We start from the raw sequence: 12,742 nt of genomic DNA on the forward strand, positions 1-12,742 counted from the left end.
TTTCCCCTCTCCCATCTGTATTGTTATTGTTCTAAATATCTTTCTTTTGAAAGCCCTTTTGCTCTTCGGTAAAATATGAATGCCAATGCACCCACAATAAGAACAATCGAAATTAGCTGTGCCACTCGAATATCACCAAGCATTAAACTATCCGTACGAAGTCCTTCTACAAACAGTCTTCCGACCGAATACCATACTACATACGTGAGGAACATTTCACCACGACGTAAGTTCACTTTACGCAACCAAAGTAAAAGTGCAAATCCAACTAAACTCCATAGAGATTCATATAAAAATGTTGGGTGATAATATGTTCCTTTGATATTCATTTGGTCCATGATAAAGTCTGGTAAAACATTATAGAATGTTTGAATATGTTCTTCCCCAATTGGACCTCCATGAGCTTCCTGGTTCATGAAATTTCCCCAGCGACCAATTGCCTGCCCTAAAATAATACTTGGTGCTGCAATATCAGCTATCTTCCAAAAAGATAGTCCTTTTACCTTTGCAAACACAATCGTAGTCACGACTGCACCAATTAGTGCCCCGTGAATGGCGATTCCACCTTCCCAAATCGCGATGATTTTGGAAGGATTTTGTGAGTAGTAGTCCCACTTAAAGATAACGTAATAGATTCTTGCACATATAATTGCTATTGGTACCGCAAATAACATGAGGTCCATAAAGGTATCCTTATGCATCCCTCGGCGTTCCGATTCCTTAATTGCTAAAAATAGGGCTAACATCGTTCCCAGACCGATAATTAGTCCATACCATTGGATTGTTAATGGTCCAAGTTCCAAAAATACTGGATTTAGTGGTTTAATATTTTCCATATACTCAACTCCCTTTACCTTTTACTCATCAAACAAGTAATTTTACCTATATTTTCTTAATCATCATGGTCCTGTTCGCTGCCAATCGCGCTTGTCAGACGATTTGAGAATTGCTCAGCAGCATTAAGTCCCATACGTTTCAAACGGAAATTCATCGCAGCCACTTCAATGATTACCGCTAAGTTTCGCCCTGGTCTAACTGGAATTGTATATTTTGTTAACTCTGTGTCGATAATTTTCATTTTCTCTTCTTCAAGACCTAAACGATCATATTGTTTTGTTTGATCCCATAGCTCTAAATTAACAACAAGCGTAATCCGTTTAAAATTACGAATCGCTCCTGCACCAAATAATGTCATCACATTAATAATTCCTAAACCTCGGATTTCAAGCAAATGTTCAATAAGCTCAGGTGCACTACCTACTAATGTGTCCTCGTCTTCCTGACGAATCTCTACACAATCATCAGCAACCAAACGGTGTCCACGTTTAACAAGCTCTAACGCAGTTTCACTTTTACCTACACCGCTCTTACCAATAATCAAGACACCCACACCGTATATATCAACAAGTACTCCATGTACTGCGGTTGTTGGAGCAAGCTTACTCTCTAAAAAATTAGTAATGCGCCCTGATAAACGAGTCGTTTTCATCTTTGATTTGATAACAGGTACCGATTCCTTTTCAGATGCCTCAATAAGCTCCAGAGGAACCTCCATATCTCGCGAAACAATTATTGCAGGCGTTATATCCGTACATAGCTTTTCCATGCGGTATATCTTTTCATCATGAGTCAATCTGTTAAAGAAGGTAATCTCAGTTTTTCCTAAAAGTTGAATACGTTCAGCTGGATAATAATCAAAAAAGCCAGCCAGTTCAATACCAGGTCTAGATATATCACTTGTTGAGATAGGACGATTAATTCCTTCCTCTCCACTTACTAATTCTAAGTTGAATTTTTCAATTAAATCTTTTGTGCGGACTTTTGGCACAGTAACTCCTCCTTAGTAGGAAATACATAGATGCATACTATTTACTCTTCGTTATATGTAAGAACTCATTCTCTATATTTTAGCATTATTCTCTGTCACACCAAAACTTTTCTTACTAAAAATCTAATGTAAATCAAATATTCAGTCTTGAGAGCCTTGAACTCAAAAACATAATAAACACTGTATTTTTAAAGACCATGATCCAACTTGCCCATTTTTAGGTTCACAGCTACTGTTGGGCATCACTAAAAGAATAGCCCTACATGTGTAGGGCTTACTTATTTAGTAGTGAATGGAATAGTGATTAGAAAATTAGTCCCCTTTCCTTTCTCACTCTCCACCTCAATTTTTCCATTTAATTTATTTATCGTACTGTAAATAACGATCATTCCTAAACCCGTGCCTTCCTCTTTAGTTGAGTAATAAGGCTTGCCTATACGTGATATTTCGTCTTTCGTCATTCCGATACCTGTGTCCTTTATCTGAATCAAGATACTATCTTTACTGCTTTCTACCTCAACAGATAAAATTCCACCCTTATTTTGCATCGACTCAATGCCATTTTTGTACAAGTTGATTAAACACTGTTGAAGCTGATTTTTATCAAAACGAATAACAGATTTATTCGAAAAGAAATAATCGATAGTTACTTGATGAATGGTCGCATACGGAGTCATAATACTATTCACGTAATTAAACTCTTCCTCCAGATTGGAAGATACCATATTTTCCGCTTGTGGCTTAGCTAGAGACAGAAAATTACTCACAATTCCTTCTGCCCGTTTTAATTCTTGCAGTGAGAAACCAATATATCGTTTCTCAGTTTTTTGGATATAATTCGATTCATTTAATAATTGTAAAAATCCATTTGTGACAGTCAGTGGATTTCTAATTTCATGTGATATACTAGCGGCTAACTCACTGATAACATGTAACCGATCTGAATCTAAATATCTTTTGCGTGCCTTCGTATTTTCAATAATTTTTTCGATTAATGCCATGATGATAATCGTTCCAAGGACATGAATCAACAGAACGTTGATAGTGATAATTACAAACTCCTTGTTAATTGACTCGAAAAACTGTCCTAAAATAATGAGATATGATTTCATTGTTGCCAAAGAAACAAGACCAGCCACGATAATTCTCTTATGAGAAATTAAATTTATAAAATTCTTGGTCCAATAAGGAACAATGAAAAACACCAGTGTCGAAAAAAGAAATGAAGGTAAAACACCATCTCCCCCAATATAGAGACGATATATGTTTATAACAATATATAGTGGTAACGCAACCCTATAACCTCCGAAAAGGGAAGCGATAATAAACGGAATATACCGTAAGTCAAATATAAAACCAACCTCTAGTTTTATGGGAAAGGACATACAAAGTATGATTGTTATTGCAGAGAATAAAATAACTAATTTTTTGTTCTTTTTAATATAAGACCTATTTTCATAGAAAATAAGATAAAACAGCACTGGCAAGAGTAAGAACAAAAAATTGATTAATAAAGTCTCAGTCACATGCCTCCCCCTTTCTTTAAGTAAATACATTTTATAATAACAGAAGTAGAAGGAGTTGTTCTATAGAAAATTAAGGGAGCATGTATTTTTCATGCATAAAGAAAGACGCTAGGAAATGTCCTAACGCCTTATTTCTTCTTCTCTTGCAGTGGTTTAACAATTACATTCTGGATTAACAAGTTTAACACTGAAATAATAACTGCTGCTAAAAGTGCCGTTCCAAAACCTTCAATAACGAAAGAGTCACCCATAATCGATTGCGTAATCATTAATGTAATGGCATTAATTACGAATAAAAACAAGCCAAGTGATAATACGGTAACTGGTAATGTTAATAAAATCAGAATAGGTTTTACCAACACATTTAAAATTGATAAAATGACACTTGCTAAAATGGCAGCGCCTATGCCTTCTAGGTAAAACGTATCAACATACCCCGCAACAACAATAAGAACAATACTATTAACAATAATACTAGCTAGCCATTTCATAGCTTTTTAAATTTCCATTTCATTTGGTACTACAAAGATCCATACTAGGTATATCAGACCTAACGAACCAAATCCTAAAAAGAATCCGACAACTGTAAGTATACGAAGGAGTGACGCGTCAATACCAGTGTAGTCAGCAAGTCCGCCAAGTACTCCTCCAAGCATTCTGTTACGGGTTGAACGATATAATTTCTTTTTCATACTAAACACCTCAAAGTGGTTTTATAGTGATAGAGCCTGTTTTTGTTTCCGCAAATAAGTGAAGCTTCTGCCCCTTATCCTGATTCGCTTTAAAACGTAAGGATTTTTGTACGACTTCATTCTTTTCTTCAATGATCGACATCATCGGAAGTTCGGACTTGAAACCTCCTAGATTTGATTTTAGTTCTCCATCTACTTCATATTCATCTGCAATAAAGACATCAACACTACCTGTTGTTGTTTTTGCAAAAGCAGTGTGACACTTATCTCCTTCTAAGTTACAGGTAATATTCCCATTAAAGCTTTGCACATCAAGCTTTTCAAACTTTCCTGTCGCTTTCACAGACCCATTGATTGTCTCTGCTTCAAAATCTCTACTTACAATTTGCTCAGCATTGATATGACCATTTGCTGTTTCAACCTCAACCGTATCAGTTACAAGGTTTAACACCTTGATAGCACCGTTTGCTGTCTTAGCACGGAAGTCCTTTACTTGTAAATTTTCCCCACTAATTGGACCATTAAACATGCGAACCTTGATTGACTCATAATCCTCTTGTGGAACGAATATTTTCGCATGTACCTTCATTTGCTTTTTCTGAATAGAAAGTCTAAGTGTTCCATTTTCAATTGAAAATAGTACGTCTTCTAAAAACGCTTTACGGGCACGGTCCTGGTTTTCAGTATTGTAAACCTTTGCTTCACACTCAACACGTACATCGCTTTCCTGCCAAGGAATAATCGTGATGCTGCCATTGGATACATCGAGGTCCAGTTTCTTAAGATAAACATCTTGATGCTGGAATATATGTTTAACCTCAACCGCCGTCCCAAAGTTGAAATCTAAATCTAAGTCCTTAATCTTTTGTAAAGCAGTGTCTATGAAATCCATAAACTTATGTTTTACAGATCCATGCTTGCTGCTGTCATAGCTGCTTCCCTGCTGTCGTGATTCTTCATAGTTCACCTGTGTTGAAAGCTCAGTCTTGATTTCTTGTGCTCTGTCACTTTGAGCACTTTCTCCTGAATGAAGCCTTTCAATAAGAATCACAGCCTCTTCTGCAGTGAGTTTTCCCTCTTCAACAAGCTTTAAAATTCGTTTTTGTTCTTCTTTCATTGTTTTTTCCTCTCCCTTATCTTTAGTCCTGAACTAAGACCTTAATCCCTTTTACAACATTCCAAATCACAACACCAATATTAACAATAACTAGAATAATAAATATTAAAAATGTAACGGCCGCAAAAGCTTCAATTGACCAAAAAAAGAAAAACGGAACTACCACAAACACAACCGTTAATGCTGGAATTATATGCGAGATTAGTGCATGCAACGCATGTCTCTTAACTTCTGGGTTCGATACTATAAAATAAACTGCAATTGGTAGAATAAAACCTGCAAAAAAGATACTGAAGTAACACAAAGCTGAAATTAACTTATCAGAATTCATTTATCATCTCTCCCTCTACATGTAATACGGTTGAAAATGATAAATAGTTTCATATAAAAGTAAAAGTTTTTTGAGATATTTTGGGAGGGGGGTGGAGTTGATTATTGTTTTGTGTTTATTTAGTTTCAATGATTTTGTACATGTTGGATAAAGCGGGTGTTTAGTTGGTTAGTTTGACCCAGGCTAGTCAATTGGAATTACAGTTCGACATGGTCAGGGGATAGTACCTTTCTTATCGACCAAAGTTTGGGCTTGCTCTCCGTTTCGGGCGGTTAGAACACCTCTTATCGACCCAACTCTGGGCTCACACTACATCTCGGGCGGTTAGAGCACTTCTTATCGACCCAACTCTGGGCTTGCACTCAATCTCGGGCGGTTAGAACACTTCTTATCGACCCAACTCTGGGCTTGCACTCAATCTCGGGCGGTTAGAACACTTCTTATCGACCCAACTCTCGACTCGCACTACATCTCGGGCGATTAGAGCACTTCTTAACTCTCATTACGATCTAAACAATCGTATTTGACTACCTTTTATTCCAATCTATTCTCGTTAAATGGCTCATAGACTTATTCTATCTTACTTCCATTCCAATCTTCCCTCGCAAAGTGGCTCGTAGACCCACTCTATCTTACTCTCATCCCAATCTTCCCACACTGAATGGCTCGTAGACCCACTCTATCTTACTCTCTTTCCAATCTTCCCTCGCCGAACGGCTCGTATATTTAATATGCTCTCACTAAAACAAAGAATCCCGACTGCACCTGCATGTCGGGATTTCTCATTATTTCGTTACTGCTTCTTTTTCTTGTATGAGCTCTTTCATTCGTTGGCGGTCTCGTTCCAAAATCGGTTTTAAATAGTGTCCTGTGTGTGACTCTTCAATTTTAACGATATCTTCAGGAGTTCCTGTTCCTAGGATTGTTCCACCTTTGTCTCCACCTTCTGGGCCAAGGTCAACAATGTAATCAGCTGTTTTTATCACATCTAGATTATGTTCAATCACGAGAACTGTATCTCCATTTTCAACAAGGCGTTGCAATACCTTTAAGAGTCTTGATATATCATCAACATGTAGACCCGTTGTTGGTTCATCAAGAATATAGAAGGTTTTGCCTGCAGATCGCTTGTGCAATTCAGATGCTAATTTTACACGTTGTGCTTCTCCACCTGAGAGTGTTGTCGCTGGTTGACCTAAAGTAACATACCCAAGACCGACATCAAAAAGTGTTTGGAGCTTACGCTTAATTTTAGGTAGATTTTCAAAGAAAGCGACCGCATCTTCTACTGTCATATCTAAAATATCTGAAATATTTTTGTCCTTGTATTTTACTTCAAGTGTTTCACGGTTATAGCGTTTACCATGACACACTTCACAAGGTACATATACATCTGGTAAGAAATGCATTTCAATTTTAATGATTCCATCACCGCGACATGCTTCACAACGTCCGCCTTTTACGTTAAAGCTAAAACGGCCTTTTTTATAGCCACGAACTTTTGCTTCATTAGTAGTAGCGTAAACATCACGAATGTCATCAAACACTCCAGTGTATGTAGCAGGATTTGAACGTGGTGTTCTTCCGATTGGGGATTGATCAATATCGATAACCTTTTCCAATTGTTCAATTCCTTTAACTTCTTTATGTTCACCAGGTTTACTTTTTGCTCGATTTAGCTTTTGGGCCAATGATTTATGAAGAATCTCATTGATTAACGTACTTTTACCAGATCCGGATACTCCAGTAATTGCAATAAACATACCTAATGGAAACTTGACTGAGACATTTTTTAAATTGTTTTCTTTTGCTCCAACAACTTCGATATAACGCCCATCTGGCTTACGGCGTTCAATTGGTAATGGGATGAATTTTTTACCCGCAAGATATTGACCAGTTAAGGATTTTGGGTCATCCATAACATCTTTTGGTGTACCTGCCGAAATAATTTCACCACCATGAATACCCGCTCCAGGTCCTATATCAATTAAGTAATCCGCAGCAAGCATAGTATCCTCATCATGCTCTACAACAATCAACGTATTACCGGTATCTCTCATTTGCTTTAAAGTCCCAATTAGTTTGTCATTGTCGCGCTGGTGAAGACCAATCGATGGCTCGTCCAGTATGTAAAGAACACCTGTCAACCTTGAACCAATCTGCGTGGCAAGACGGATACGTTGTGCTTCTCCACCTGATAGAGTTCCTGCTGCACGACTCATCGTTAAATAATCAAGACCTACATTAATTAAGAAACCTAGTCTTTCCTTAATTTCTCTAAAAATAAGGTTTCCAATTTGCATATCTTTTTCTGATAGCTGCAGAGTATCAAAAAAGTCTGAGGCTTCTTTAATTGATAACTCTGTCACATGACCGATATGCTTATCTGCGATGATGACCGCAAGAGTTTCTTTTTTTAGACGATAACCTTTACAAGTGTGGCAAAGTTTTTCACCCATGTATTTCTCCATTTGCTCACGAATGAAATCTGAACTTGTTTCCTTATAGCGTCTTTCGACATTACGTAAAACACCTTCAAAGGCCACATAATTTTCACGTAGTTGACCAAAATCATTTTCATAACGGAAGTAGATTTCTTCGCCGTCACTACCGTATAAAATTTTGTCCAACAGATGTTTTGGTACATCCTTTACAGGCACATCCATATCAATGCCATAATGATTACATACTGATTCTAAAAGTTGCGGATAGTATTGAGAGCTTGTTGGTTGCCATGGTGCAATTGCATGCTGTTTTAATGTAAGATCCCAATCAGGTATCACAAGGTCAACATCAACTTCAAGCTTTGCTCCTAACCCATCACAATCAGGACAAGCACCAAACGGACTATTAAACGAGAACATTCTCGGTTCAAGTTCACCAATCGAAAATCCGCACAATGGACAAGAATGTAGTTCACTGAATAAAAGCTCTTCAACATCGATGACATCAATAATGACTTTACCTTCACCAAGGCGAAGTGCGGCTTCAAGGGAATCAGCAAGTCTTGCTGTTACACCGTCTTTTACAACAATTCGATCAATTACCACTTCAATCGAATGCTTCTTATTTTTATCAAGCTCGATATCATCGGTTAATTCCATCATTTCACCGTCGACACGAACCCTAACATAGCCTTGCTTTTTAATAGTCTCAAATACCTTTACATGTGCTCCTTTTCGGCCAGATACAACTGGAGCAAGAATCTGAAGTTTCGTTCTTTCCGGGTATTCTAGAATACGGTCAACCATTTGCTCAATTGTTTGGGATGCAATTTCGATACCATGATTTGGACAAACCGGTTTCCCTACTCTTGCAAATAACAAACGTAAATAATCATAGATCTCGGTAACCGTTCCGACTGTTGATCTTGGATTTCGACTTGTCGTTTTTTGATCAATTGAAATAGCTGGAGAAAGTCCTTCAATTGAATCCACATCTGGTTTATCCATTTGTCCTAAAAATTGCCGAGCATATGCAGACAAAGACTCAACATAGCGTCTTTGCCCCTCAGCATAAATGGTGTCAAAGGCAAGAGATGATTTACCAGAACCAGAGAGTCCTGTCACAACGACTAATTTGTCTCTTGGAATGGTTACATCAATGTTTTTAAGATTATGGGCCCTTGCTCCTTTGACAACTATTTTTTCAATTGCCATTTATGTGTCATCCTTCCGATTTTAACTCAAGAATAAGATCGCGTAGCTCTGCTGCACGTTCAAAATTAAGTGCCTTTGCAGCTTCCTTCATTTCAACTTCCATTTCCGCAATTACTTTATCTCGTTCTTTCTTAGATAATCCTGTTAACTTTGGTGCAGTATCGTAAGCTTCAGTCGTTTCTGCAGCTTGAGTTGCACGAATTACGTCTCGGATTTCTTTTTGAATTGTTTGTGGAGTAATACCATGCTTTTTATTGTATTCTTCTTGTATCTCACGCCGGCGTTTTGTTTCATTGATTGCAATTTCCATGGAATTCGTCATTTTATCTGCATACATAATTACTCTTCCATTTGAATTTCTCGCTGCCCGGCCAATTGTCTGGATAAGAGATCTCTCTGAACGAAGGAATCCTTCTTTATCTGCATCAAGGATGGCCACTAATGAAACCTCCGGAATATCTAACCCTTCTCGCAGAAGGTTAATTCCAATAAGAACATCATGTTTTCCCATACGAAGATCACGTATGATTTCAATTCGTTCAAGCGTTTTAATTTCAGAATGGAGATAGGTTACTTTTATACCAATGTCCTTTAGGTAATCTGTTAAATCCTCTGACATCTTTTTCGTTAGTGTTGTTACGAGAACACGTTCATTACGTTCCACACGTGCCTGGATTTCACCTAATAGATCATCAATTTGACCTTGAATTGGTCTAACATCAATAATCGGATCTAATAATCCTGTTGGACGAATAATCTGTTCAACCATCTCTGGAGTATGTTCAAGTTCAAACGGCCCTGGTGTTGCGGAAACGTAAATTGCTTGGTCAATATGCTTTTGAAATTCCTCAAAGCGCAGTGGTCGGTTATCTAAAGCAGAGGGTAACCGGAATCCATGGTCGACCAACACTTGTTTCCTTGCTTGGTCTCCATTAAACATACCGCGAATTTGAGGTAGAGTTACGTGCGACTCGTCAATTACAATGAGTAAATCCTTTGGAAAATAATCCATCAATGTGTATGGTGTTGAACCTGGTGGCCGTAGTGTCAGATGTCTGGAGTAGTTCTCAATGCCAGAACAGAAGCCCATCTCCCGCATCATTTCAAGATCGTAGTTTGTACGTTGTTCTAGTCGCTGTGCTTGAAGAAGTTGCCCTTGCTCTCTAAGTTCAGCTAATCTCTCCTCAAGCTCTTTTTCGATATTCTCGATTGCAATTTTCATTTTCTCTTCACGTGTAACGAAGTGAGATGCCGGAAAGATTGCTACATGATCTCTTTCACCAAGGATTTCTCCAGTTAATGCATCTACCTCACGGATACGGTCGATTTCATCTCCAAAGAATTCTACACGTATACAATGTTCATCTCTTGAAGCTGGAAAAATCTCAACTACATCTCCTCTAACACGGAACGTACCACGTCGGAAGTCTATGTCATTTCGCTCATATTGTACATCTACTAGTTTATGTAAAAGCTGATTGCGTTCAAGGTCCATTCCTGTTCGTAAGGAAACAACTAATTCACTATATTCTTCTGGAGATCCCAAGCCGTAAATGCAAGAAACACTTGCAATGATAATTACATCTCGTCTTTCAAAAAGTGCAGACGTAGCAGAGTGCCGTAACTTATCAATCTCATCATTCACACTTGAATCCTTCTCAATAAATGTATCAGAAGAAGGAACATACGCCTCTGGTTGGAAGTAATCGTAATAACTTACAAAGTACTCAACTGCATTATTAGGAAAAAACTCCTTAAACTCACTATACAATTGACCTGCTAAGGTTTTGTTATGTGCAATAATGAGGGTTGGTCGGTTTACTTCTTTAATTACATTAGAGATCGTAAAGGTTTTTCCTGTCCCTGTAGCACCAAGAAGGGTTTGATGCTTTTTACCTGCTTTAATGCCTTCAATAAGTTGTTGAATAGCTCTTGGCTGATCGCCCTGTGGCCTATACTTAGAGACTAACTCAAATTGATTGTTCACAAACATCCTCCATTCCGGAATGCAAAGTAACGTTACTGTATGAGTGTTCTAAAAGGTAGTTATTTACATCTTTTATGTTACAAACATTGTACCACAAAACTACATAAAACAAACAAAAATACGAACTGATATTCGATTTTTTATTTAAACTAAAACAAATTCATTTTTTTGTATAAAAGGGTAACCCTAATGATAGATAAGAAATATGAAGTAAAGGTTGGGCTTTTATGAAAACAGAGCATAATATCAAATTAACGTCTGCTGAGCTTGTTAGTCTTTGGTCAACTTACATAGCTGATAGCATGTCCATTTGTATGTTTACCTATTTTTTAAATAAAGTAGATGACCTCGAAATAAAGCCTATACTTGAACACGCATTGAGTATATCGAAGCAGCATGTAGCAAGTATAACTGAAATATATACTGCAGAAGGGCTGCCTATCCCGCATGGTTTTACAGAGGATGATGTGAAACCTGATGCACCCCGTTTATTTCAAGATGGGATGTTTTTATACTATGTTAAGCATATGGCAAAGGGTGGGCTTGCAACATACGGAGCCATTCTTCCGAATATCGTTCGAAAAGATGTGCGTGAATTTTTTTCAAGTTCCCTTGCCTCAACCACAACTCTATATAATGAAGCAACCTCTTTACTGGCTTCCAAAGGTTTAGAGGTAAGAGCTCCTTATATTCCCTATCCGACTGAGGTACAATTTGTAGAGAAACAAGGATTTTTAGCTGGTTGGTTTGGTGAACAACGTCCATTGACAGGATCAGAGATCATGCATCTTTATGCGAATATACAAACTAATAAAATAGGTGAAGCAATTACCCTAGGTTTCGCTCAGGTCGCAAAATCTAAAGAGATTCGGAACTATTTCCAAAGAGGTAAGGAAATTGCAAAAAAGCATATGGAAATATTCGCTGGTCATTTAAGTGAGTATGATCTTCCTGCACCAATGACTTGGGATCATGAAGTTGAAAATATAACAGATGCACCTTTTTCAGACAAGTTAATGCTTTTCCATATAGGAGCATTAACTTCAGCAGGTATCGGAAATTATGGTATGGCGATGTCAATGGCCCAACGTAGAGATCTTGCAACTGATTACGCCCGTCTAAGTACTGAAATAGGAAAGTTTGCTGAAGATGGTTTAAACATTTTGATTGATAAGAAATGGCTGGAGAGACCTCCACAAGCGGCAGATCGCGGAGAATTGATAAAGCATAAAAAGCATTAAGAAAGCATGTATCCTTTCAACGATGTGGCTACTAGGCTCATCGAACTCAAATGCCCAAGACACTTATGTTCTTGGGCATTTGTTTTTTCACGACCTGGCACGCTCTCCCATCCCTTTTGAGTACCAAAATCCTACTGCAAGGGATACGATATCAAGAATGATGATATATATGGAATCACTATAACCCTTATAAATCGATGCACCGATAAGGGCAATAGCAAGGAGCAATCCAACATAATAATTATATGTAACTCTAGTAAAAAGAACGACTAGCAATCCTGGTAGAAGGAGTGCAAGCAAGATTTTTAAAAGCATGGAATCCAACCTTTCAACGTAACTATCTTTACTATAGCAAATCCTT

11 protein-coding genes are annotated in these 12,742 nt (G+C 37.7%); 1 reads left to right on the top strand and 10 read right to left on the bottom strand.

What is annotated here, in order from left to right:
• Window positions 1-23 precede the first annotated feature (23 nt).
• From lgt to uvrB, 9 genes are all read right to left on the bottom strand, one after another.
• Complete coding sequence (gene lgt, locus AB3M96_RS15035; RefSeq protein ID WP_412968442.1) at window positions 24-836, bottom strand: prolipoprotein diacylglyceryl transferase; 813 nt, start codon at window positions 834-836, stop codon at window positions 24-26.
• 56 nt (window positions 837-892) lie between these two features.
• Complete coding sequence (gene hprK, locus AB3M96_RS15040; protein WP_412968443.1) at window positions 893-1,828, bottom strand: HPr(Ser) kinase/phosphatase; 936 nt, start codon at window positions 1,826-1,828, stop codon at window positions 893-895.
• Between the two features lie 278 nt (window positions 1,829-2,106).
• A complete protein-coding gene (locus AB3M96_RS15045; protein WP_412968444.1) occupies window positions 2,107-3,354 on the bottom strand; it encodes an ATP-binding protein in 1,248 nt (415 codons plus the stop codon).
• Window positions 3,355-3,482: 128 nt separating this feature from the next.
• Complete coding sequence (locus AB3M96_RS15050; RefSeq protein ID WP_412968445.1) at window positions 3,483-3,845, bottom strand: phage holin family protein; 363 nt, start codon at window positions 3,843-3,845, stop codon at window positions 3,483-3,485.
• A 6-nt stretch (window positions 3,846-3,851) separates the two neighbouring features.
• On the bottom strand, window positions 3,852-4,046 hold the full coding sequence (locus AB3M96_RS15055) for a PspC domain-containing protein (RefSeq protein WP_412968446.1): 195 nt from the start codon (window positions 4,044-4,046) through the stop codon (window positions 3,852-3,854).
• A gap of 10 nt (window positions 4,047-4,056) precedes the next feature.
• Window positions 4,057-5,163, bottom strand: coding sequence for a DUF4097 family beta strand repeat-containing protein (locus tag AB3M96_RS15060; protein ID WP_412968447.1), 1,107 nt, complete (start codon window positions 5,161-5,163; stop codon window positions 4,057-4,059).
• Window positions 5,164-5,185: 22 nt separating this feature from the next.
• Window positions 5,186-5,494 (bottom strand): magnetosome magnetite crystal formation protein family, encoded by a 309-nt coding sequence (locus AB3M96_RS15065; RefSeq protein ID WP_412968448.1) that lies wholly within the window; start codon window positions 5,492-5,494, stop codon window positions 5,186-5,188.
• A 785-nt stretch (window positions 5,495-6,279) separates the two neighbouring features.
• Window positions 6,280-9,153: an excinuclease ABC subunit UvrA gene (uvrA, locus tag AB3M96_RS15070; RefSeq protein WP_412968449.1), complete on the bottom strand. Its 2,874-nt coding sequence runs from the start codon at window positions 9,151-9,153 to the stop codon at window positions 6,280-6,282.
• A gap of 7 nt (window positions 9,154-9,160) precedes the next feature.
• Window positions 9,161-11,140 (bottom strand): excinuclease ABC subunit UvrB, encoded by a 1,980-nt coding sequence (gene uvrB / locus AB3M96_RS15075; protein WP_412968450.1) that lies wholly within the window; start codon window positions 11,138-11,140, stop codon window positions 9,161-9,163.
• Window positions 11,141-11,367: 227 nt separating this feature from the next.
• Here uvrB and AB3M96_RS15080 point away from each other — a divergent pair, with 227 nt between their 5' ends.
• On the top strand, window positions 11,368-12,381 hold the full coding sequence (locus AB3M96_RS15080; protein WP_412968451.1) for a DUF3231 family protein: 1,014 nt from the start codon (window positions 11,368-11,370) through the stop codon (window positions 12,379-12,381).
• A gap of 87 nt (window positions 12,382-12,468) precedes the next feature.
• On the opposite strand, the gene AB3M96_RS15085 is transcribed toward AB3M96_RS15080, so the two are convergent.
• Entirely contained in the window at window positions 12,469-12,696 is a 228-nt protein-coding gene (locus tag AB3M96_RS15085; RefSeq protein WP_412968452.1) for a DUF2198 family protein, read from the bottom strand.
• Window positions 12,697-12,742: the final 46 nt, after the last annotated feature.

It is taken from the genome of Ferdinandcohnia jepli, assembly GCF_047246645.1.
Classification (GTDB): domain Bacteria; phylum Bacillota; class Bacilli; order Bacillales; family Bacillaceae_L; genus Ferdinandcohnia.